At 50.2% G+C, this 24,027-nt stretch carries 19 protein-coding genes; 15 read left to right on the top strand and 4 right to left on the bottom strand.

Annotated features, from left to right (window positions below; all coding sequences use genetic code 11):
* Positions 1-29: 29 nt before the first annotated feature.
* Both ADU23_RS29485 and ADU23_RS29480 read right to left on the bottom strand, forming a co-directional pair.
* Positions 30-995: a DUF4358 domain-containing protein gene (locus tag ADU23_RS29485; protein ID WP_053377030.1), complete on the bottom strand. Its 966-nt coding sequence runs from the start codon at positions 993-995 to the stop codon at positions 30-32.
* A 156-nt stretch (positions 996-1,151) separates the two neighbouring features.
* Positions 1,152-2,039, bottom strand: a complete 888-nt coding sequence (locus ADU23_RS29480; RefSeq protein WP_053377029.1) for a helix-turn-helix transcriptional regulator — start codon at positions 2,037-2,039, stop codon at positions 1,152-1,154.
* A gap of 123 nt (positions 2,040-2,162) precedes the next feature.
* Here ADU23_RS29480 and ADU23_RS29475 point away from each other — a divergent pair, with 123 nt between their 5' ends.
* The 10 genes from ADU23_RS29475 to ADU23_RS29430 all read left to right on the top strand — a co-directional run bounded on the left by ADU23_RS29475 (position 2,163) and on the right by ADU23_RS29430 (position 15,276).
* Positions 2,163-3,050 (top strand): sugar phosphate isomerase/epimerase family protein, encoded by an 888-nt coding sequence (locus tag ADU23_RS29475; protein ID WP_053377028.1) that lies wholly within the window; start codon positions 2,163-2,165, stop codon positions 3,048-3,050.
* A gap of 31 nt (positions 3,051-3,081) precedes the next feature.
* Positions 3,082-4,134: a Gfo/Idh/MocA family protein gene (locus tag ADU23_RS29470; protein ID WP_053377027.1), complete on the top strand. Its 1,053-nt coding sequence runs from the start codon at positions 3,082-3,084 to the stop codon at positions 4,132-4,134.
* Between the two features lie 216 nt (positions 4,135-4,350).
* Positions 4,351-5,886: a sugar ABC transporter ATP-binding protein gene (locus tag ADU23_RS29465; protein ID WP_053377026.1), complete on the top strand. Its 1,536-nt coding sequence runs from the start codon at positions 4,351-4,353 to the stop codon at positions 5,884-5,886.
* Positions 5,858-6,868 (top strand): ABC transporter permease, encoded by a 1,011-nt coding sequence (locus tag ADU23_RS29460; RefSeq protein WP_053377025.1) that lies wholly within the window; start codon positions 5,858-5,860, stop codon positions 6,866-6,868. Before ADU23_RS29465 ends, ADU23_RS29460 begins: the two co-directional genes overlap by 29 nt.
* Positions 6,865-7,893 (top strand): galactofuranose ABC transporter, permease protein YjfF, encoded by a 1,029-nt coding sequence (gene yjfF, locus ADU23_RS29455; protein ID WP_053377024.1) that lies wholly within the window; start codon positions 6,865-6,867, stop codon positions 7,891-7,893. Before ADU23_RS29460 ends, yjfF begins: the two co-directional genes overlap by 4 nt.
* 70 nt (positions 7,894-7,963) lie before the next feature.
* The gene (locus ADU23_RS29450; protein ID WP_082198166.1) at positions 7,964-9,013 is read left to right on the top strand and encodes an ABC transporter substrate-binding protein; all 1,050 of its coding nucleotides are present in this window, start codon (positions 7,964-7,966) and stop codon (positions 9,011-9,013) included.
* Positions 9,014-9,132: 119 nt separating this feature from the next.
* The gene (locus ADU23_RS29445) at positions 9,133-10,911 is read left to right on the top strand and encodes a cache domain-containing sensor histidine kinase (RefSeq protein WP_053377023.1); all 1,779 of its coding nucleotides are present in this window, start codon (positions 9,133-9,135) and stop codon (positions 10,909-10,911) included.
* 19 nt (positions 10,912-10,930) lie between these two features.
* Positions 10,931-12,142 carry a response regulator transcription factor gene (locus ADU23_RS29440; RefSeq protein WP_053377022.1) on the top strand — a complete coding sequence of 404 codons (1,212 nt, stop codon included), beginning with the start codon at positions 10,931-10,933 and terminating at the stop codon, positions 12,140-12,142.
* Entirely contained in the window at positions 12,139-14,019 is a 1,881-nt protein-coding gene (locus tag ADU23_RS29435; RefSeq protein ID WP_053377021.1) for a substrate-binding domain-containing protein, read from the top strand. The genes ADU23_RS29440 and ADU23_RS29435 overlap by 4 nt, the downstream gene beginning before the upstream one ends.
* Positions 14,020-14,115: 96 nt before the next feature.
* Positions 14,116-15,276, top strand: coding sequence for a sn-glycerol-1-phosphate dehydrogenase (locus ADU23_RS29430; RefSeq protein ID WP_053377020.1), 1,161 nt, complete (start codon positions 14,116-14,118; stop codon positions 15,274-15,276).
* A 72-nt stretch (positions 15,277-15,348) separates the two neighbouring features.
* On the opposite strand, the gene ADU23_RS29425 is transcribed toward ADU23_RS29430, so the two are convergent.
* Both ADU23_RS29425 and ADU23_RS29420 read right to left on the bottom strand, forming a co-directional pair.
* Entirely contained in the window at positions 15,349-16,176 is an 828-nt protein-coding gene (locus ADU23_RS29425) for an aldo/keto reductase (RefSeq protein WP_053377019.1), read from the bottom strand.
* Positions 16,177-16,194: 18 nt separating this feature from the next.
* Complete coding sequence (locus tag ADU23_RS29420; RefSeq protein WP_053377018.1) at positions 16,195-17,361, bottom strand: iron-containing alcohol dehydrogenase; 1,167 nt, start codon at positions 17,359-17,361, stop codon at positions 16,195-16,197.
* A 185-nt stretch (positions 17,362-17,546) separates the two neighbouring features.
* On the opposite strand from ADU23_RS29420, the gene ADU23_RS29415 reads away from it, so the two are divergent.
* The 5 genes from ADU23_RS29415 to ADU23_RS29395 all read left to right on the top strand — a co-directional run bounded on the left by ADU23_RS29415 (position 17,547) and on the right by ADU23_RS29395 (position 24,020).
* Entirely contained in the window at positions 17,547-18,452 is a 906-nt protein-coding gene (locus ADU23_RS29415; RefSeq protein ID WP_053377017.1) for an ArsR/SmtB family transcription factor, read from the top strand.
* A 396-nt stretch (positions 18,453-18,848) separates the two neighbouring features.
* Entirely contained in the window at positions 18,849-20,918 is a 2,070-nt protein-coding gene (locus ADU23_RS29410; RefSeq protein WP_053377016.1) for a bifunctional rhamnulose-1-phosphate aldolase/short-chain dehydrogenase, read from the top strand.
* Between the two features lie 15 nt (positions 20,919-20,933).
* Positions 20,934-21,305, top strand: a complete 372-nt coding sequence (locus tag ADU23_RS29405) for a sensory rhodopsin transducer (protein WP_053377015.1) — start codon at positions 20,934-20,936, stop codon at positions 21,303-21,305.
* Positions 21,306-21,333: 28 nt separating this feature from the next.
* On the top strand, positions 21,334-22,554 hold the full coding sequence (rhaI, locus tag ADU23_RS29400) for an L-rhamnose isomerase (protein WP_053377014.1): 1,221 nt from the start codon (positions 21,334-21,336) through the stop codon (positions 22,552-22,554).
* Positions 22,551-24,020: a rhamnulokinase gene (locus tag ADU23_RS29395; RefSeq protein ID WP_053377013.1), complete on the top strand. Its 1,470-nt coding sequence runs from the start codon at positions 22,551-22,553 to the stop codon at positions 24,018-24,020. The genes rhaI and ADU23_RS29395 overlap by 4 nt, the downstream gene beginning before the upstream one ends.
* Positions 24,021-24,027: the final 7 nt, after the last annotated feature.

Here is a 24,027-nt window from a genome sequence, read left to right as displayed (position 1 = left end):
CCCCAGCTTTTATTTATGATAGCCGACGACTACTTCTTGAAGAAGCCGTTAAAGATTTCCGCTGTCTTCTTCTGGTCCGGCGATATGGAGAAGAGGACGAAATTTCCGCTGCGTAAAATTTGATAGTTTAGCGATTGCTCGTATTGGTCGGGCAAATAGGTTTCGAAAGCCTTTTGCACCGCTTCCGCACGCTTCTCAAATGCCGCCTCGATATCGGCATAGTCTTTCTCCGTTTTGAGGTGGACGACGGAGAATTCCCCAGCTTGAATCATCATCTTAGGCTGATAGAAAATGCCGTCAACCAGCTGGGCTTCCATGTCTATGCCATAGACGTCCTTCACTTGATCGTCCTGAACAGCCGTTAGCGGTCCGAGTCCGGCATCTGCTGTTATTTTGGCTGCAATGTCGGCAACGGTGACCTTGCCGAATGGATTTTCCGGATCTGGCTTCGTTGTTGGCTTAGGCGTAGGCGATGGCGTTGCCATTGTAATGGTGGAAGGCGTTGGCGTTGCCGACGGCTTCGTGCTTGGTTCCTGTGTTGGAATAACTGCTCCCGGCTGTTTAGTTGGCATCGCTGTCGGGACGGGCTTTGGCGTTGCACCGGGCTTTTTGGTCGGCTTTGCCGTTTCCTTGGCAACCGCCTCATTGGCCGGTTTTTTGGTCGCAGCAGGCTTCTGCGTTGATGAATTCTCTGTTGGAGCTACTGTCGCTGTTGGCTCCTCAGTCGCCGTTTCCTTCGCCGGTGCAGAGGTAGGTGTAGCTGTAGCTGTAGGTTGTTCGGTTAAGGCAGTTTCACTGGGCGCTAGCGTCGGTTCGGGCGCCTTCGTCGCTTCTGGCTCTTCCGTGGAATTCGTCGCTTCGGCTGCGCTTGTTGTATCTGTTGGGTTTGCGTTATTTTTCACTTGGCTTGATCCATCGCTGCAGCCAGCAGCCATGACGGCAATCAGCATCGCGAAGATCGCAACGGAGAAATATTTATTTTTAATCGGAAACATCCAGTTATCCCCTTTAATCATCGTTGTATATTAGACGCTAGCAGGGTATACAAAGTTGCTAGATTCATCATTCTCCTTTAATAGCGACTAAAAATAGTTATAATGAATGTTTTTACATGAATAATAAATCGCGCATATATATGCACAATATCTCGTTTATGTCTTCCGCGTCTGCGAAGGCGTAGTCCCTTTATACTGCTTGTACAGCTTCGTAAAATAGTTCGGATTCTCGCATCCGACCTTGGCGGCAATTTCGGTTATCGTGTCATTGCTCTCGCGAAGCAGCCGCTCCGCTTCGTTCATGCGGCAGACGTTGACATACTCCACAAAGGTGCGGCCGGTCAGTTTTTTGAATAGCTTGCAGAAGTGGTAAGGGTTCAAGCTAACTTGCTTCGCCGCTTGTTCGATCGACATTTTCTCGCCAAACTGTGATTCGATGCGCTGGATAAGCGCTTTGAAGCGATCCCGATTGACGAAGTATGGCTCCGCCGGCTTGCCTGCGAGCTGCCGTTCCATGAAGGTGCGGGAGAGCAGGGTGAACAGCGTGTGCAGCTTAGACTTTACGATAAGCTGGTAAGCAGGCGGTTTCGCGGCAAGCTCGGCGGTCACTTCATCGAGCAGCGAGTAATAGCGGAGGACTGCCTCATCCTGCGCCGACGGCTTGACGGGATAATGAAGCCGGCCCTCCAGGTAGGGAGCGACAAACTGGGCATGCACAGGATCATGAACCCAATCATTAAAGAGCGATGCGTTCAATACGATGCAATCATAATGCACATTTTCGTAACGAAGCGCATAGCCGACATGCAGACCGCCGCCAGGAATAATAATAACGTCACCCTCATTAAGGATGTATGGACGGCTGTCGATATGGAAGAGGGCGCTGCCTTCCCTCATGATGATGATCTCGAAATGCTCATGCCAATGCAAATATAGAATGCAATCATTTGGCGCTGCGTCATGACAGCGGTTTTGAAATAGCTGGATCGGGTATGTTTTATGCTCGAGACGGGTATTTTCCCAAAGCTCCTTAGGATAGGTCAATCTGCTCACCACCACAAGATTAGACTATTATTGCTCAAGATTGTATAGAGTGATCTGCATAACTCCTAGCTATAATGGAGTTGTTACGAATACTATAAGCCAATATTGGAGTGATATACAAGGATGGATAACAAATTGCGAATTGGAACGCTTGTAGGCGGAGGAAATGCGGATCACGTCATTCCGCAAATAGTGAAGCATGGATTTGAATCATTTAATTTAACCTTTTGGCAAACGACCGGCAGCACGGATTTGGTTGAAATGGCTAAAAGGGTTAGAGCGCTCGCTGATGAGCATGATTTTGTCGTACCAGCTGTAAGCGTTTTCGGAAATCCGTTGACAGGGGAAGGCAATAATGCCGATACGCTAGCCAGCTGGGAACGTCTCATTGACCATGCCCACTTATTCGGAGCGGATATCGTATCCGGCTTCACGGGCCGACTGACGGATCAATCGATCGACGAATCGATTCCAAGGTTCAAGGAAGTGTTCGGCGAGCTAACGAAGCGGGCTGCGGCTAAAGGCATACGGATCGCTTTTGAAAATTGTGATATGGGCGGCACTTGGGCAACCGGCGACTGGAATATTGCGCATAACCAGGCAGCCTGGGAGCTGATGTTCAACGCGGTGCCGGAAGACAATATCGGACTGGAATGGGAGCCCTGCCACCAAATGGTCAGCTTGATCGATCCGATTCCGCAGCTGCGCAAATGGGCGGGCAAGGTGTTCCATGTACATGGCAAGGACGCAACGATTGCATGGGATATCGTAAAAGAGCATGGCGTGCACAGCAAGCAGCAGTTCGTATGGCACCGGACGCCGGGCTTCGGCGATAGCAACTGGTCGGATATTATTACGATTTTGAGACAGAATGGCTACAAAGGCACGATCGATATAGAGGGCTGGCATGATCCCGTTTATAAGGATGAGCTGGAAATGACCGGACAGGTTCATGCTTTGAATTATTTGAAGCGCTGCCGCGGCGGCGATTTTGTTCCAAATCCAGTTTAAATTAGCGGAGCGAAAGCGAGGAGAAAATCAAATGACAACGAAGCATCGAGTAGTCATTGCCGGCTGCGGCGGGATGGCGAATACGTGGGTGGACTATGCGAAGGATCGGGAAGACACGGAAATTGTTGGACTTGTTGATATAAAGGAGGAGTTTGCTGCGGCGATGGCGGAGCGCAAAGGGCTTGCTTGCCCAACTTTCACCGATATTAAGCAAGCTATTAAGGAGACAGGGGCGACTTTGGTATTTGACGTTACGATACCGGCGAGCCATTATGCAATTAGTACGGCTGCGATAGAGCTTGGCTGCAATGTGTTTGGCGAGAAGCCGCTCTCGGAAACGATGAGCGATTGCAAGGAGATCGTGCGAATGGCTCAAGAGAGCGGCAGGACGCATGCCGTTATGCAAAATCGCAGGTTTGATCCGCGCATTCGCGCCTTTCACGGGCTAATCGAGAGCGGAACGATCGGCAAAGTGGGGTTCGTAAGCGCGGACTTCTTTATCGGCGCGCATTTTGGCGGCTTCCGCGATGCGATGGAGAGCCCGCTGCTGCTCGATATGGCGATCCATACGTTTGACCAAGCAAGATATATTTCCGGCGCAAATCCCGTTTCGGCCTATTGCCATGAATTTAACCCTCCCGGCTCTTGGTATGCCGGAAACGCGATGGCGATCTGCATCTATGAAATGTCCGACGGCTCGGTCTTCAATTACCGCGGCTCTTGGTGCGCAGAGGGCGTGCCAACTTCATGGGAAGCGTCTTGGCGGGTGACCGGCGAGCATGGCACCGCGATTTGGGACGGCAAAGGAAATCCGTATGCGGAGATCGTTGCTGCAGGCGATCAAGACGGCAAGTTTATCCGCGATTACGAGCGGGTTGAAACGCAGCTTCCCGAAATGGCGAATACGTTCCATAAGGGCTGCTTGGATGAAATGTTCGCCGCTCTCGACGAAGGCCGCAAGCCGGAAACCGATTGCAGCGACAACATCTACAGCATGGCGATGGTGCTTGCCGCCGTAGAGAGCGCCAAAACCGGGCAAAAGGTGCTGATTTCTGATTTTATGGGAACGGCTGCGCTTAAATAAGGCTTAAAAGGACTGACAAACAGAGGGTGTCTCGGCAGCTAGTAAGCGGCCAAGGCATCCTCTTTTTGTCATGCAAAAAACGTGATCGCGCTAGAAACATCAAGCGTCCGCTGACCTAAATGTCCGAATTGTTTAAAAAAAGACCTATATTTCTAAATACGCATGCCTGCTCTTTTTCCTACAATTGGAGGTGAAAATGGAAAGAGGTGAAGGTCAATGAGCACTGAATACGTGCTTCATATGAAAGGGATTAGCAAATCGTTTCCTGGCGTCAAGGCGCTGTCAAATGTTGAATTTAGCCTCAGAAAGGGCGAAATTCACGCTCTGATGGGAGAAAACGGAGCAGGCAAATCGACGCTGATTAAAGTTGCGACAGGCGTTCATAAGTGGGATTCAGGCGAGGTGAAGCTGGCCGGACGGCCGATTGCACCCAAATCTCCGCTCGAGGCACAGCAGCTTGGCATCAGTACCGTCTATCAAGAGGTTAATTTATGCGCCAACCTAACGGTGGCCGAAAATATTTATGTTGGCAGGCATCCGAGGAAACGCGGACTTATCGATTGGGAAAAAATGTACCGGGACAGCGAGCGCCTGCTGGCGCGGCTTGATCTCGATATTGATGTGAAGCAGCCATTGTCCCATTATTCGGTGGCGATTCAACAGATGGTTGCCATCGCCCGGGCGGTTGATATTTCGAGCGGCATTCTTATTTTGGATGAGCCAACCTCAAGCCTGGATGCCAATGAAGTGAAGCAGCTGTTCAAGGTAATGCGCAAGCTGAAGCAGGACGGGATGGGCATCGTGTTCGTTACTCATTTCCTTGATCAGGTTTACGAGATAACGGACCGAATTACAGTGCTGCGCAACGGCGCGCTCGTTGGTGAATATGTGACAAAGGACTTGTCCAAAACAGAGCTCGTCTCGCATATGATCGGCCGGGAATGGACTACGGAGGACGCTGCCGGCAAAAAAGCGGTGGAGCGCATTTCAGGCGAAGGTTTCCTTAAGGCGAGCTCGCTCGGGAAAAAAGGAAGCATCAATCCCATCGATCTCCAGATCGGAAAAGGCGAGGTGCTTGGGCTGGCAGGGCTGCTCGGCTCTGGCCGGACGGAAATCGCCAAGCTGATCTTTGGCATCGATAAGGCCGATGAAGGCACGCTGACGGTTGACGGCGAGCAAATCACATCGATGTATCCGCAAAAAGCGATTCAGAAGGGGCTTGGCTTCACACCGGAGGACCGCAAGGTAGCTGGCATTGTGGGCGAGCTGACTATACGTGAAAATATCGTGCTTGCGCTGCAAGCGCGCAAAGGCATGTTCTCGTTCATCCCGCTGCGCAAGCAGAAGGAAATCGCGAACAAGTATATCGAGCTGCTCAAGATCAAGACGCCAAGCGCGGAGCAAAAGATCGAAAATTTAAGCGGCGGCAATCAGCAAAAGGTTATTTTGGCAAGATGGCTTGCCACTCAGCCCAAGCTGCTCATTCTGGACGAGCCGACGCGCGGCATCGATGTTGGGTCTAAGATGGAAATTCGCAAGCTCATTCTCGATTTGGCGGCAACCGGCATTTCGATATTAATCATTTCCGCGGAGCTTGAGGAGATGGTGCAGTGCTGCAACCGGATTATCGTGCTGCGTGATCGAATTAAGATTGGCGAAGTTGCCGGTGCGGACATGCGCGAGAATGTCATAATGGAAATGATTGCGAAGGGAGCGGAAATGTATGGCGGGTCTGACGGGATTGGCGCGTAGCTTAGGCAGGCAGAAAATGATATGGCCGATCCTTGCGATCGTCGTTTTATTTCTATTTAACTTAATGGTCATACCGGATTTCTTCCGAATGGAGTGGAAGGATGGCCATTTATTCGGCAATTTGATCGATATTTTGAAAAATGGCTCACCCCTCATTATTATCGCGATTGGCATGACGCTCGTGATTGCCAAGGAGGGGATCGATATTTCGGTAGGTTCCGTCCTAGCGATTTCGGGAGCCATCGCGGTCTTTATGCTTGATGGTTATCCGCTTTGGCTAGTTATTTTGGCAGGCGTCGGCGCTGGCTTGATATGCGGCTTATGGAATGGGATGCTGGTCGCGATCATCGGGATACAACCGATGGTGGCGACGTTGATTTTATTGACGATTGGCCGCGGCATCGCCCAGCTCATTACGGGCGGCCAAGTGCTTACGACAAGCGACAAGGCATACCAGTTCATCGGCAAAGGGCATTTGCTGGGCCTTCCTTTTCCGCTGTTCATTGCAATGGGCGTTTTCCTAATCGTCTATCTCTTTAAAACGCGTACCGCTTTCGGGCTCTTTCTTGAGGCGGCTGGAGGCAATAAGACAGCGAGCAGCTATGCAGGTATCCGGCCTAAAGTGATCTTCATGACGGCTTATACGATTACAGGCATTTGCGCAGGCATTGCCGGCATTATTATTAGCGCGAACGTAGCAAGCGCAGATGCAAATAACGCAGGACTATGGATTGAGCTCGATGCGATTCTTGCCGTCGTCATTGGCGGAACATCGATGCGCGGCGGACGTTTTTACCTCGGCGGAACGATATTTGGCGCGTTGTTCATTCAAAGCCTCACGACAACGATTTATTCGCTAGGCGTTGAGCCATCCAGCATTTTGCTCGTGAAAGCCGTAGTCGTTATTGTCGTCTGCTTAATTCAATCCGATATATTCCGGCAGTCGTTTAAATTGGCGAAAAAGAAGGTGGCGGCACAATGAAGCAGGTATCGATGAAAATTAGCCATAACAACATTATTGTGCTCGCGACGCTGCTGCTTTTATTTATTTTGTACGGCTCGGGCGCTGCGCTGTATACCGGATTTTTCTCGATGCAGGTTTTTCTGAATCTATTTATCGACAATGCCTACCTCATCATAGTAGCGACCGGGATGGCTTTCGTCATTATAAAAGGCGGCATCGATCTATCGGTAGCCTCGGTCGTTGCGCTTATCAGCATGGTTTCCGCCGAATTGTTCAGGCAAGGTGCCAATGCGATTGTCGTAACGATCGTAGCGCTCGTAATCGGCACGCTGTTCGGCGCAGGGCAAGGTTATTTGATTCAACGCTTTCAGCTCCACCCGTGGATCGTCACGCTTGCGGGCATGTTCCTCGCCAGAGGGATCAGCTTCTTAATCAGCACGGAGAGCATCGTCATTAACAATCCGTCCTACGTCTGGCTATCCCAGCACAAAATACACGTATGGGGAGATAGCTTTATTACGATCAGCGTACTCATTGCGGCTGCCGTGGTTGTCGCGGCGCTCTTTATAGGCCGCTACTCTTCCTTTGGCAGAGCGGTTTATGCCATTGGCGGCAGCGAAAAGTCGTCGGTATTAATGGGCTTGCCAGTAGCGAAAACGACTATTCTGGTTTATACGTTAAGCGGTTTGTTCTCCGCGATCGGCGGCATCGTATTTACGCTGTATATGCTGTCGGGCTATTCCCTGCATTTGATGGGCATGGAGATGGATGCGATTGCGGCTTGCGTCATTGGCGGCATTTTGCTAACAGGCGGGTTTGGCTACTTGATCGGGCCGACGCTTGGCGTGCTCTGTACCGGCATCATTCAGACGATCATCATGTTCCAAGGAACATTAAGCTCATGGTGGACCAAAATTACAATCGGATTTTTATTATTTCTTTTCATGGCATTTCAACGAATTATTGTGATGAGAAAAGAAAAAAGCGCATTGCCGGCTTCCAAAAATAAACCGAAATTTGAAAATAAAGTCGTTAATTTGTAAATACAGATCAAATGTAAAATTTGTATATTGAAAGTGTAGCCAATAGATGCTTGAAAGGGAGGAAGTAAGAATGAACAGAAAGAAACCGTTTTTTATGACCATGCTTGCAACGATTATGCTAGTAGGCTTAATCGCAGGCTGCGGGAACAGCAGCAACAATGGGGGCAACAAACCGGCAAGCGGCAATGCAACGAACGAGCCTAAGACCGAGGAAGCGGCAACGGATGCGCCGGCAGAGAGCAAGAAGCTTGTCGTAGGCTTCGCGCAAATCGGTGCAGAGAGCGGCTGGCGTGATGCCGAGACGGATTCGGTTAAAGCGACATTTGGCGAAGATCCGAATTTCGAGCTGAAGTTCTCCGATGCGCAGCAAAAACAAGAAAACCAAATTAAAGCGATCCGTACGTTCATCGCTCAAAAAGTAGACGCGATTGGACTTGCGCCTGTCGTTGAATCGGGCTGGGAAACGGTATTGAAAGAAGCAAAGGATGCTAACATTCCCGTATTTCTCCTTGACCGCGGCATTTCAAAAGGCAATGAAGACCTTTATGTATCGTTCATCGGCTCTGACTTTATTCTTGAAGGCCAAAACGCAGCAAAATGGATGATCGAAGAGTTCGGCGCTGGCGCACAAGTAAACATCGTTCAGCTCGAAGGAACAGTAGGCGCAAGCGCGGCGAATGACCGTAAAAAAGGGTTTGAAGACGCGATTGCAAGTGAAGCTGGCTACAAAATCGTTTATTCCCAAACCGGCGATTTCACTCGCGCCAAAGGGAAAGAAGTTATGGAAGCTTATCTGAAAAAGGATAAAAACATCCAAGTTGTGTACGCACACAATGATGACATGGCGCTAGGCGCGATTCAAGCGATTGAAGAAGCGGGCCTTAAACCGGGCACGGATATTAAAATTATCGGCGTAGACGGCATCAAAGCAGCTTTCGAAGCGATTGCTGAAGGCAAAATGAACGTGACGGTTGAATGTAACCCGCTTCTTGGGCCGCAGCTCAAGCAAGCTATCCTTGATTACAAGGCTGGCGCAACGCTGGAAAAATGGATTAAATCCGATGAGGACGTTTATTTTGGCCAAAAAGCAATCGATGCATTGCCTAATCGTAAATATTAATTTATAAGTTAATGGAAAAGTAAGGAAAATACGAAATTACAAAAGAGAAAAATCTCTTTTGTAATTTCGTTTTTCGCATTAAAATGGAATTGCAACACTATTTTATGAGAACGGATTGGATGTCTATGCTAAGCGGATTGTTTGCGAATAGAAGTATCCGTTTCAAGTTGTTGTTTTATTTTGTTATTATCACTTTATTTTCCATTTTAGCGCTCAGTTTTTTGGGCAGCACCTTGTACAAAAACGCCATTGAAGAGGAAACGAATGCACACACGGTGCAGATGATGGATCAGGTTAAAAACCACATCGAAGTATACATACAAGAAATGGACAACATTATTTACTACCTGTCGCAGGATTCGTCGGTCATCCAGTTTATGAAATGGTCTAATACCGATTCAAAGCTTTTTACGGTACTGGATTCTATAGTAAAAAAACTGCAGGGGGTCTACATTGAGAAGCATGTGGAAATTGCAGGCGCAATGATTGTAAGCGATAACAATCAGTTCGCCAGCGCCGGGTTGGAGCAGATTACTAGAGATCCGATGACGGAGGAGCAATGGTACAAGAAAGCGGTGCAGCAGCCGGATCACATCCATTTGTTCAGCCATCCGATCGGAAGAAATATTAGAGCCGAACAAAATTTAAGCGCCGATCAGGTGTTATCGTTCGTGAGAGCGGTGAAGGACCCTTCGACGGGTGAAGTGCTTGGCGTTATTTTGATCGATATGAAGCTCGACATCATCCAGGATATTATCGAATCGGCACCGCTTGGCAAGAGCGGCTTTATCTTCATCATGGACGAGAAAGGCGGTGTCGTCTATTCGCCGGTCAATCCAACCGTTTACCGCATATCGGGGAACTGGCTGGAGGGCCGCTCCGGCAAAGTTTTCCGCCATATCAATGAGCAGGAATACCAGATGGTCTATAACACCTTTCCGGAATTTGACTGGCGGATCATTGGCGTATTCCCGCTGAAGGAATCGCTGCAGGTCGTTGCCGATATTCAATTTTATACGGTTATTATTGCGCTGGTCACGCTGCTGCTGGCCTTTATGGCATCGTGGTATTTCACCAATTCAATCGTTCGTCCCGTCGGCAAGCTGCGCAGCTTAATGAAGAAGGTGGAGGAAGGCGAGCTGCATTTGCGCTTCCCAAGCAAGACGAAGGACGAGATCGGGCAGCTCGGCAGCAGCTTCAACAATATGGTGCAGGAAATCGACAACCTGATCCATCTCGTCTATTTGGAGCAAAAGGAAAAGCGGGAGGCGGAGCTGAAAATTTTGCAGGCGCAAATTAAGCCCCATTTTCTCTACAACACGCTGGATACGATTCAGTGGATGGCCCAAGACCGGGATGCGGACGATATCGTCGATATCGTTGTCGCACTGACCCATCTTTTTCGGATTAGCCTCAGCAAAGGGCGCGAGGTCATTCCGCTTAGCGACGAGATCCAACATGTGGAGAGCTACCTGATCATTCAAATGGCGAGATACGAGGATAAGCTTTCCTATGAGATCGAGATTCCGCCGGAGCTAGCGGTGCAAAGCGTGCTCAAAATTATTTTGCAGCCGCTCGTTGAGAACGCGATTTATCACGGCATTAAAGCAAAGCTGGGCAAAGGCAAAATTCGGATCACGGGCAAGGAGGAGGATAGCAAGCTGGTGCTCATTGTTGAGGATGACGGCATCGGCTTTGAGGCTGAGCGGCTCGCCCAGATGAACGAATCCTTTCATGCCATCCGGCAGAGCAGCGAGGATCGGGGTTATGGCTTGTATAACGTGAACGAGAGAATCAAGCTGACGCATGGCACGGGGTACGGTCTTACGATTGAAAGCGAAAGCGGACGAGGTTCTAAGATCGTGGTCCGTCTTCCGTTAATGCTAGCATTATTTTAAGTGGCAGGGAGGGAATCGTATGTGGAAACTGCTTATTGCGGATGATGAGCCGAAGATTCGTAGAGGATTGTCTAAGGTGCTGCCTTGGGAGGAGCTTGGCATTGAGCTTGTCGGCGAAGCCGAGAACGGCTTGCAGGCGCTCGAGCTAGCGGAGGAGCGAAAGCCCGATATTTTGTTCGTTGATATTTGCATGCCATTCGTAGACGGGCTTGAATTTATTGAACGGCTGCGGCTTACGCTGGAGCGCTGCATTGTCATCGTTATTTCGGGCCATGACGAATTTCGTTATGCCCAGCAGGCTGTGAAGCTGCATGTCTTTGAATATATGCTTAAGCCAGTCGTGAAGAGCAAGCTGGAGAGCGTCGTCCGCAAAGCGATCGGCGAGCTTGAGCAGGCGCGTAATCAAGAACAAAAGCTCGTATGGATGGATCAGCAGCTCAAAACGAACTCCATTGCCATTCGTGATACCTTTCTATTGAAGTGGCTCGAAGGCATCTTGGCAGCGGAGGAGATTCATAGCCAAACGGCATTTCTGCAGCTCGGCTGGGAAGGCGCGATCGGCATGATTGCGTTTAAGGTCATTCATAACGTAGAGTCCGGCAAGGCGATGCGGGTATGGGACCGGGATTTGCTGGAATTTGCTTTGAAAAATATTACCGAGGATTTGCTCGCCGCAGGCGGAACGGGCAGACATGTCGTCCTGAACGATAAGAAGGGTCATATCATCGTGCTTGGGCGGGTAGACCACTATGCGGAATGGCTGAGGCTTGGCCAGAAAATTCAAGACAAGATGGAAGCGCTGCTGGAGAAAACGATTATCGTCGAGCAGCAAGCGGCGGATTTTATCGAAGATATTCCGAAGCTGTACCGCTCATTAGTGAAGGAGCTTGGCAGCAAAGGCAGCTTGTCTCCGATCGTTATTTTGACCAAAAAATTTATTGACCGCAATTACGGCTTGCCGACGCTGACGCTTGGGGATGTTGCCGAAGGCGTGCAGGTAAGCCCGACTTACTTAAGCAAGCAGCTAAAGCGGGAGCTTGGCTTGTCCTTTATCGATTATTTGACGGAGGTACGCATTCGCAAGGCGATTCAGCTGATGAGTGATCCTTTGTTCAAGGTATATGAGATCGCGGAGAAGGTGGGCTACAGCAGCCAGCATTATTTTAGCAGCGCCTTTAAGAAGGTGACGGGAACCTCTCCGATGGTCTATAAGAAAGGGATACGTTCATGACCGCCAGGCAAATCGCAAAACGGGTACTTTTCCTTCTCATGCTCATCGTGGCGGTTGTGTTTGCCCGCTCTTGCATCATGAACTCGGAAAACGGGGATCACGATAACGGCTATAAATATTTGATCGGCGTGTCGCAGCCCAATTTGAGCGAGCCTTGGCGCGTTGCCATGAATGAGGAGATCCAGCAGGAGGTAAGCAAGCACGAGGATATGCGCGTCATCTTCACCGATGCGGCCCAGAGCAGCGATCAGCAGGCGCAGGATGTGCAGAAGCTGGTCGGCTATGGCATTGATTTGCTCATTATTTCGCTGGATGATCCGGTTGCCCTTACGCAAACAGTAAGCGCCGTGTACAACGATATTCCCGTTATTGTGCTGGGCAGAGGAGTGACGGGTTACGATTATACGCTTTATGTCGGTACGGACGACGAGATGATCGGACGCAAGGCAGGCGAATTCGCCAAGAATACGCTTGGCGCAGCCGGCGGGAATATCGTGGAAATACAAGGCCTTGCGGGCTCGCCGACCGTGGAGGAGCGGAGCAAGGGATTTCGCGATGCGATTCAGATCTCCAAGCTGAGCATCGTACAGACGATGAATGCGGATTGGCAGCGTGATCGGGCCGAGGATTTGTTAATCGATTGGCTGAAGGAGCATCGGGACGTCGACCTGGTATTTGCCCATAATGAAGCGATGGCGCTGGGCGCTTATCGGGCGGTGCAGAGGTATGATATTAAAAATATTAACATTATCGGAATCGACGGGGTCAATTCCGAGAACGGAAGCTTGAAGCTGGTGTCCGAGAACAAGCTGACGGGAACCTTTACAAGCCCGCCTGGCGGCAAGGAAGCCATTCGGTATGCGATCGATATTTTGAACAAGGAGAAGGGCATACCGAAAAAAGTCATTTTGCGCAGCCAGAAAATAACGGATCAATGGGTGGATACGAGCCAAACCAAGTTTACGCCGTCTCCTGACCCGTCTACGGATTCTCCTGAAGCTCCGTTAGTCGTCGGATTTGCGCAGGTTGGCATGGAAAGCGGCTGGCGGATTGCGCATACGAAGTCCGTAATCGATGCGGCGAAGGAGGCAGGCGTTGAGCTTCTTTATGAGAATGCCGACCAGTCGCAAGATAAGCAAATTGAGCTCATCCGCCGGTTTATCAAGCAAAAGGTTGACGTTATTGCTTTCTCTCCGAAGACGGAGACCGGCTGGGACGAGGTGCTGCAAGAGGCCAAGCAGGCAGGCATTCCGGTGATTTTGTCCGACCGGGAAGTAAACGTCAGCGATGATACGCTTTGGACGGCATATATTGGCTCGGATTTTCGCGAGGAGGGACGGCGGGCAGCAAGGTGGCTGATCCAGCAGTCGAAGGAAGAGCAACGCTACCAGATCGTCGAGCTGCAGGGCACGCCGTTTTCGGCGCCTGCCGTTGGACGGAAGCAAGGCTTTAATGAAGTGATCGGAACGGATAATCATTTCGCTATAGTTGAATCGCTGGAAGGGGATTTCACGAAGAAGCAGGGCAAGGAGCTGATGGCCGCCGCATTGAAGCGGCATGGCTCCAAGATTGACGTAGTCTATTCGCATAATGACGATATGGCTCTCGGCGCTGTCGAGGCTATTGAGGATTTTGGCTTGCGGCCGGGAAAGGACATTATTATTATTTCTGTCGACGCGACCAAATCAGCGCTCAAAGCGCTCAGCATCGGCAAGCTTAATTTTGCGGTAGAATGCAATGCGCTGCTTGGCCCGCAGCTTATGAAAGCCGTTAAGGATTTATCCGAGGGCAAGGAGCTGCCGATGAAGATCATTACCTCCGAAGGGGTATTTACGCAGGAGTCGGCCAAGATGGCGCTGGCTAGCAGGGAATATTAGACTTTGGCGGCTGGCGCAAGCCTTTCGCAATGGTTGACAAGCGGCACCAACCAAGAGCAAAATAAAGCATATCCTTAACGAAATGAGGCGTAACGATTGCCATCCCTTATCGATAAAGTTAAGAAGCTTGCCGCTGGATTTGATGAAGAAACGCTGCGTTCCATCGAAATTAACCCGCTTCGGGTTGAAGCGGGTGCCATTCAAGAGGTTGCTCCTTACTTGAAGGAGCAGCAATATAGCCGCGTCATCATTGCGGCGGACGCTATCACTTACGAAATCGCAGGAAAAACGCTGGAAGAAGCAGTAGCCGCGCTTGGCATTTCCGTTCATGTTACTAACCTTAAGCCAGACCGTCAGGGCGATGTGATTGCTGATGAGGCATCGATCGTACAGCTTTTGCTTGATATTCAGCAGTATAAGGCACAGGTTGTCATTGCAGCAGGTTCAGGAACGATTCATGATATCTCCAGATATGCCGCTTATACGGCTAGCATTCCATTCGTATCCGTTCCAACGGCGCCGTCTGTGGACGGCTTTAATTCCAAAGGCGCACCAATTATTATTCGCGGCGAGAAAAAAACGATAGCCGCGATTGGCCCCGATGCGATATTTGCAGATCTGGACATACTCGCGAGTGCGCCGGCTGCGATGGTGGCAGCGGGCTTTGGCGATATGCTTGGCAAATATACGTCGCTTCTTGACTGGAGCTTTGGCGCGTCGGAGGGCGGTGAGCCGTATTCGGTGGAAGTAGCCGAAATTACGAGAATCGCGCTTAACAAATGCGTAGAGCATATCGATCTTATCGCACGCCGCGATCCGGAAGGCATTCGCATCTTAATAGAAGCGCTGATTGAGTCAGGGCTTGCGATGCTGCTGTTTGGCCAGTCGCATTCAGCTTCGGGCTCGGAGCATCATTTGTCGCATTTCTGGGAGATGGAATATATCCGCCTTGGCAAAAGACAGCTCTTGCACGGCGCTAAGGTTGGCGTAGCATGCGCGGAAATTTCCAAGCTCTACCACCGCTTAGCGGAAGAAGAGTCCGGCCTTGCTTTCACGGCTCATCATGAGAAGGTGCGAGAGGCGATAGCCGCTCTTCCGGGTGAGAGCATGCTTCGCGAGTGGCTTAGCCAAGTAGGCGGACCATCAACGACAGAGGAGCTTGGCGTCGATTCGGAGCTGCTTATGCGCAGCCTGCTGGAAGCTCATCATGTAAGACCGAACCGCTACACCTTGCTGCGAGCTTATAACTCGCTTTAATGCCTGAGGCTCTTTACGCTCAAACGGCTCCGTCCCTTTAAATGGGGCGGAGCCGTTTGTTTATATATGGAGTTAGAAATTGAAGTTGTCTGGGTCCGGACCATAGCGGTGATCGCTGTTAAGCGCGCTGATCTGTGCTACTTCCTCTGGCGTTAGGGCGAAGTCGAAAATATCCGCATTCTCCTTCAAGCGAACGGGATTGATCGATTTTGGAATCGTAACGACCTCGTTCTGAAGATCCCAGCGAAGCACGACCTGAGCAGGCGATTTGCCATATTTGGCGCCAATCTCAGCGAGAATGCTCTGGTCAAGATTGCCTTGCATAAGCGGGCTCCATGCCATCAGCTGAATGTTGTTGCTCTTCGCGAAGGAGTGCAGCTCCTGTTGTGTCAGAAGCGGGTGATACTCCACCTGATTGACCATTGGAACCACCTCGCCGGAGGCGATAACATCCTGCAAGTGATGGATTTGGAAGTTGCTTACGCCAATGGCGCGAACATAGCCGTCACGGTAAAGCTTCTCGAGCGCACGCCAGGTTTCGGTATATTTGTCTTTGACTGGCCAGTGGATAAGAAGCAAATCAACAACCTCTACGCCGAGCTTGCGTCTGCTGTCCTCGAATGCGGTTAGCGTGGATTCATATCCTTGATGCGCATTCCAAATTTTTGTCGTGATAAAAATCTCATCGCGCGCGATGCCGCTGTTGCGGATGCCGGCGCCTACGCCCGTTTCATTATTATAAGCGGCTGCCGTGTCGATGAGCCGGTAACCTTCCTCGATAGCTGAGGCAACGGTTCTCTCCGCTTCGCCGTCATCCTTCACCTTCCAAACGCCAAGGCCGAACCAAGGCATCTTAACACCATTACTTAATGTGGTAGAATCGATTCTTGCATTTGTCATGAATAAACGACCTCCATATTATAGTGATAATTCTAAAATAGCCTTAACATCCTCTTTCTCCAAACGTTTGAACGAACCGATAGCGCCGTAACGAACGGCTTCCTCCGCCATACGATCAAGCTTTTCGCTTCCGATCTCGAAGTCGGCAAGACGTGATTCGGCACCGATGCGCGTGAAGAAATCACGTGTCGCTTGAATGCCTTCAAGCGCGATTTCTTGATCTGATTTTCCTTCCGGATTGACGCCCCATACACGTGTTGCGTACTGAACGAAACGATCAATGCGCTCTCCATGCACGTATTTCATCCAGTTCGGGAAAATAACCGCTAGTCCAGCGCCGTGCGGGATATCATAAATGGCGCTTACTTCATGCTCGATGCCATGCGAAGCCCAATCGTTTGTCATGCCAACGCTAATAAGTCCGCCGTTTAGAGCCATCGTGCCGCACCACATGAGGTTGGCGCGAGCGGCAGCATCTTCCGGATTTTCAAGCGCGATCTCGACGTTTTCAATAACCGTTTGCAAAATAGATTCGCAGAAGCGCTCTTGCAGCGGCGTATTTTCGGTTAAGCTGAAATATTGCTCGAACACATGCGACATAATGTCGACAGCGCCGTTAACCGTATGATTGCGGGGTACCGTATAGGTTAGCGTTGGATCAAGGATTGAAAATTTAGGATACGTAAAAGGGCTGCCAAAGGCGCGCTTTAAGTTCTCTTCCCAGTTCGTTACGACGGAGGAGCCGTTCATTTCCGATCCGGTTGCTGCCAGCGTAAGAATCGTTCCAAGCGGTAGAGCTTTCTGGATGACAGCTTTGCCTGTGAAGAAATCCCATACATCGCCTTCGTAGAGAACGCCTGCTGCAATCGCTTTGGCTGCATCAATAACGCTGCCTCCGCCAACAGCTAGAATGAAATCAACGCCTTCTGTGCGGCAGATATCAATTCCTTTTTTTACTGTAGATAGGCGTGGATTTGGTTCAATATTTGGAAGCTCGTGTACCTTGATGCCAGCCTCGTTAAGAAGGCTGACCGTGTTATCGTACAAGCCTGTTTTCTTTATGCTGCCTGATCCGTAAACGAGAAGAATCGTTTTACCGTACTTGGAGGCTAGTTGGCCTACTTGATTCGCCGTGCCTTCGCCGAATACGATGTGTGTTGGGTTTACAAATTGAAATGAATTCATGACTTACCTCCTAAGTTTGTTTAGATAACTAAAAAAGCAACTAAATATCTTTTAAGTTATGTATACGCCGTTAATTTTAGTGATATTGAAAATAAATGTCAAGTTTTAATCCATTAAAGCATTGAAAGCTTAACTTTTTAGTTATATAATGAGGGGCATTAGATAGAAGCAAAGGGGTAGCCGTAATGGAAGTGGAAGTTAGCACGCGTAATATGAAGTTTCTTGAATGCTTCTCATCTCAAACGCGGGTGAAAATGATTGAACTGCTCAGCGTGCAGCCAATGAATATTAAAAGCTTGTCTGAAGCGCTAGATATAAAATCTCCTATTGTAACGCGGCATATTCATATGTTGGAGGAAGCGGGCATTGTTCGCTGCGAAAGCTTGCCGGGAATACGCGGCATGCAAAAGATTTGCCATTTGCAGCTGACGCAAACGATGCTTCTATTTAAAGGCACGCCTGCTGCGGACGAATCCAAAAGATATAACGTATCGCTTCCGGTGGGGCATTATTCATCCTGGCAGATCAAGCCCACATGCGGGCTGGCTAACGATACCCAAATGATCGGCATGTGTGATGATCCGCGGTATTTTGCCGACCCGGAGCATGTCCATGCCAAGGTACTGTGGTTTGGCTCGGGTTTCGTTGAATATCGCATTCCGAATTATATGGTCAATAATGAAACGCCGGAATCGCTGGAAATATCGATGGAAATTTGCTCGGAAACACCGTGCAGCGTCAATCATTTGCCATCGGATATCGCATTTGTGTTAAATGGCGTAAGCATCGGAACATGGACGTATCCGGGTGATTTTGGCAGCACGCGGGGGTTGTATACGCCAGAATGGTGGCATAAGAACATAAAACATGGCTTGATTAAGACGATCCGCGTGAATGCGCAAGGCTCATTCATTGATGGCATCCAAGTTTCCAATGTGACGATCGATCAGCTTATGCTGGCTTATGACAAAGAAATTTTGTTCCGTATTTCTAGCAGCGCGACAGCCAAAAACTGCGGCGGTGTCACGCTTTTCGGCAAAGGCTTCGGCAATTACAACCAAGATATTGAAGTGACGCTTCGCTGTCAATAGTGGCAGGTAAGGGACGAGCTCCGCAAGGTCATTTGTGACTTTGCGGAGATTTTTTTGATTGGGTTTATGCGGCTGGGCTGGGTTATTCAATTGAAGAGAAAGTTTAAGAGGACTAGAGACAAGCCCCGGGGAAATAGTTGTCTTGCAGCTGAAAAAATCCAGTTGACAGGCTGCGGGTAGGGGATGAGATGCCGTTTGCTGAGAGTTCTGCTATTTCGTAGCAGATCTTTTTTTATCTGTTTTTATTTACGCTTTTACTCCTGTTTTGTTTTTGTTTTAGCGCTATAAAACGTCGCTTATCATTTCCGTTTGTGTTTGAAATATGTATATTCAAAAATAAACAAATATGTTATGATCGATTCAAACAAATACAAAACATCATTCGGAGGTATATCCATGGTACAAAGCTTATGGGAAAATGAAAAAGCATCGCAGCTTGAGAACGGATTAGCTGAGCTTGTTTACCGCTCCAACATTATCGGCTCGGATCGCCGGGTATGCAACTATGGCGGCGGCAACACGTCCAGCAAAACAATCGTAAAAGACTTCCGCGGCCGTGAAGTTGAAGTGATGTACGTGAAGGGCAGCGGCTCTGATTTGGCTTCAATGAAGGCAGGCAACTTTACGGGTCTTCGTATGGATGATATCCGTCCATTGTTCGAGCGTTCCGAAATGCCGGATGAAGAGATGGTTGCTTACTTAGTGAACTGCATGATCGATTCGAAGCACCCGCGCGCGTCTATTGAAACGCTGCTGCATGCTTTTCTTCCTTTTAAACACGTGGATCATACGCATCCCGATTCTATTATTAGCTTGTGCTGCGCGGATAACGGCAAAGCGCTCGCGAAGGAAATTTTCGGCGACCGCTTCGTATGGGTTCCTTATGTGCGTCCTGGCTTTAACCTGTCGAAAATGATTGCGGAAGGCGTTCTCGCTAACCCGAATGCGGAGCTCGTGCTTATGGAGAAGCACGGCTTAGTGACATGGGGCGAGACGAGCGAGGAATGTTACGCGCAAACGATCAAAATCATTTCGGAAGCGGAAGCGTTCATCGAATCCCGCTTTGACGAAGCATCGCTGTTCGGCGGCGTAAAGCACGAGGTGCTGGAAGCGGATGTGCGCAGAAGCGTGGCCGCTCAAGTAATGCCAACCATTCGCGGCGCGGTTAGCGATGCGAAAAAAATGATTTTGACCTTTGACGATGAGGCGGATGTGCTTGCATTCGTTAGCGGACAGGATTCGCCGCAACTATCTCAAGTAGGCGCTGCTTGCCCGGATCACCTTGTGCATACAAAGGTTGTTCCATTGTTTATTGATTGGACGCCTAACGCGGAGGATATCGACGGCTTGAAAGCGAAATTGTCAGAAGGTATCGCTGCTTATAAGGAACAATATAAAGCTTACTTTGACCGCAACAAAAACGAAGGCGACGTGATGTTCGAAGCAGCGCCGCGCGTTATCCTCATTCCAGGTATCGGCATGATCAATACCGGCAAGAGCTGGGCGATGGCACAGGTCAGCGGCGCACTTTATCACCGTGCGATTGCGGTTATGCGCGGCGCAACGGCACTCGGCGAATTTGTATCGCTAAGCGAGAACGAGTCGTACAACGTGGAGTACTGGCCGCTTGAGCTTTACAAATTGTCGCTTGCTCCTGCTGAAACAGAGTTTTCGCGCAAGGTTGCCTTCATTACGGGCGGCGCAGGCGGCATCGGCAGCGAAACGGCACGCCGTCTAGTGTCGGAAGGCGCGCATGTCGTGCTTGCTGATCTCAATCTGGAAGGCGCGCAGAAAGTTGCCGCTGAAATTAACGAGAAATACGGCGATCACCGTGCGACAGCCGTCAAAATGGATGTGACGAGCGAGGAGCAGGTAGTCGCTGCTTATGCGGAGACGGCGCTTGCATATGGCGGAGTTGACATCATCGTCAACAATGCAGGTCTTGCGACATCAAGCCCGTTCGATGAGACTTCGCTTAAGGAATGGAATCTGAACATGAACGTGCTCGGTACAGGCTACTTCTTGGTAGCGCGCGAAGCGTTCAAATTGATGAAGCAGCAAAGCATCGGCGGAAACATGGTGTTCATTGGCTCGAAAAACTCGGTATACGCTGGCAAAAATGCTTCCGCATACAGCTCTGCCAAAGCGCTTGAAGCACATTTGGCACGTTGCATCGCAGCGGAGGGCGGCGAGTTCGGTATCCGCGTGAATACGATTTTGCCGGATGCGATCTTGCAAGGCTCTGCGATTTGGAACGGAAGCTGGCGCAATGAACGTGCAGCGGCATACGGCATCGAGCCGGATCAGCTCGAAGAATACTACCGCAAACGCACAACGCTGCTCGTTAACATTTATCCGCGCGACATTGCGGAAGGCATTGCTTTCTTCGCTTCGTCCAAAGCGGACAAAACGACGGGCTGCATGCTGACCATTGACGGCGGCGTGCCTGCTGCATTCACTCGATAGGAGGACTGATGCGATATGTTTCAAGCGCGAGGAGAAAAAAATTGGTACATTCCCGACGGTTTTATTCCGCCAGACAGCACGGGAGCGCTCATCAGCCACGAAGCGGTATGCGTGCTGAACTGTTCCTCGGAAGAAGCACTTATTCGTTTTACGATTTATTTTGAGGATCGCGAGCCGATAGAAGATGTTGTGGTTGTCGTGCCAGGCAGACGTACGAAACATATCCGCACCAGCACATTGATGAAGGAAGGCGCGTCGATTCCAATCGGCGTTCCTTACGCCATCGAGGTGCAGAGCGATATTCCGATAATCGTACAATACAGCCGCCTGGACTCTACGCAAGCTGAGAATACGTTAATGTCTACAATGGCTTTTCCAATGAAATAATAACTATAGATATGGAAGGGTGTTCAACATGTCCGATAAAGCTTATATGTTATTTGAGGAGCAGCAGCAAGCTAGAGGCATTAACATAGATGATGTGAAATCAAAATTGAAAGCGCTAAAAATCGAGACGCCATCTTGGGGCTACGGCGATTCCGGCACACGTTTTAAGGTGTTCCAGAAGGAAGGCGTTCCCCGCAATCCGTTCGAAAAATTTGACGATGCGGCGCAGGTGCATAATCTGACAGGACTTGCCCCTTCAGTTGCGATTCACATTCCTTGGGACAAAGTTGACGATTACGGCAAGCTAAGAAGCCACGCAGAGAGCCTCGGGCTTACGATTGGCGCGGTCAATCCCAACCTGTTCCAGGATGAGGATTATATGCTTGGAAGCGTTACGAATTCGGATGCGGCGATTCGCCGGAAAGCAACGGATCACTTGCTCGAATGCGTAGATATCGCCAAGGAAACGGGCTCGCGTGATTTTAGCCTATGGTTCGCTGACGGTACAAACTACCCAGGCCAAGGCCATATCCGCAAGCGCAAAGGCTGGATGCAGGAAGCGTTGACCGAAATGTACAATGCGATGTCGCCGCATATGCGGATGCTGATTGAGTACAAATGTTTCGAGCCTGCGTTTTATCATACCGATCTCGCGGATTGGGGCATGGCCTATAATCTAGCGCAAAAGCTCGGTCCGCAAGCCGAGGTGCTTGTTGATACGGGACATCACTTGCCAGGGGCAAATATTGAGCATATCGTCGCTTATTTGATCGACGAGAAACGTCTCGGAGGTTTCCATTTCAACAGCCGCAAATATGCCGATGACGATCTCATTGTCGGCTCTGTGAACCCGTATGAGCTGTTTTTGATTTTCTATCAAATTCTGAGCGGAGCAAATGACGCAGATGCTGCCATTCGCAGCAACGTAGAAAATATCGCTTATCTTATCGACCAATCGCATAATATCGAGCAAAAAATTCCGGCCATGCTGCGTTCGGTTTTGAACGTTCAGACACAATACGCGAAGGCGCTGCTTATTAATCATGCCGAAGTCGACGAGGCTGCTGAGCGCAACGATGTTCTAGGCGCGGAAGACGCTGTTCGGCGCGCTTTCGAATTTGATGTGACGCCGCTGCTGCATTCGCTGCGCGAAGAGCAAGGGTTGCCGCTTGATCCGATGAAAGCCTACCTGAGCAGCAGCTATGGCAAAGACATCTTGGTGAGGGGCAAGGGCGGTGCCAGCTGGTGACCATCCTCGCTTATGATCTCGGGGCGAGCAGCGGAAGAGCGCTGCTCGGAAGGTTAAATAACGGCAAGATCGAGGTTGAGGAGCTGCATCGTTTCCCGAATGATCCGGTGCAGGTCGGCGATCGGCTGCACTGGGATATTTTGCGGCTGCTGCATGAGCTTAAGCAGGGATTGCTTAAGGTGAAGCATCGCGGCATTACGCTGGACAGCATCGCTATCGATTCTTGGGCCGTTGACTTTGGCTTGATCGGAAGCAGCGGCGAGCTGCTGGGCAATCCTTACCATTACCGCGACCATCATACGGATGGGGTCATGGAGCAGGTGGTCGAGGAGCTGAGCAAAGCTCGTATTTTTGAGAAGACGGGCATACAGTTTCTGCCGTTTAATACGATTTATCAGCTTGCGGCTTTGAAGAAGGCCGATTCGCCGATTTTGCGGGACGCGAAACATTTTCTGATGATTCCGGATTTGCTCCGTTATTTTTTGACTGGCGAAATGTTCAACGAACTCTCCAATGCGACGACGACTCAGCTGTATAATCCGGTAACGGGCAGCTGGGATGAGGAGCTGATAAGGGCAATCGGCATCTCGCCGGAAATGTTCGGTAAAGTTGTGCAGCCTGGAGCTAGGGCGGGCAGCCTGCGTCCTTCCGTTTGCGAGGAGCTGGGCATCGAGCCTGTTCCTGTATACGCGGCTGCGGAGCATGATACCGGATCGGCGGTTGCGGCAGTGCCAGCGCTTGACCCCTCGTTTGCTTATCTGAGCTGTGGCACATGGTCGCTTATGGGAACAGAAGTTCATGAGCCTGTTATTAATGAGCTCGCTCAGCAGCTGAACTTTACGAACGAAGGCGGCGCATACGGCACTTTCCGCTTGCTGAAAAACATTATGGGCTTGTGGATTTTGCAGGAGTGCAGACGCTCGTGGGAGCGAGCAGGAGTTTCGTACTCGTTTCCCGAATTAGTTAAGCTGGCTGATGAAGCGAAGCCATTCGCGGCGTTCATTGATCCTGATGATCCGTTGTTTCTCCGCCCAGGCGATATGCCCGCTAGAGTAGCGGAATATTGCATGCGTACAGGGCAATCGGCACCTGAGGGTGCGGGCGCGATCGTTCGTTGTATCTTGGAGAGTCTGGCGCTTAAATACCGTTATGTGTTCGAATTGACGGAGCAGCTTTCAGGGCAATCCTTCAGCGGTCTTCATATGGTAGGAGGCGGCATTCAGAATACGCTGCTGTGCAAATGGACGGCTAATGCGATCGGCAAGCCGGTATGGGCAGGTCCTGTAGAGGGCAGCGCGATCGGCAATATGGTCGTTCAGTGGATTGCAAGCGGCGAGCTTGCTGATATTTGGGAAGCGCGCAAGGTCATTCGGGAGTCTTTCCCGGTTGACGCGTACGAGCCGGAGCAGCGTGCGGAATGGGAGCATGCATACGGTGCATTCAAAGAAAAAACAGGAATCGCTTAAAAAGGCG

This window comes from Paenibacillus sp. FJAT-27812, assembly GCF_001273905.1.
Lineage (GTDB): Bacteria > Bacillota > Bacilli > Paenibacillales > Paenibacillaceae > Pristimantibacillus.
Note: the sequence above shows the minus strand (reverse complement) of the source record. Positions and strands in the feature narration are given on the sequence as shown.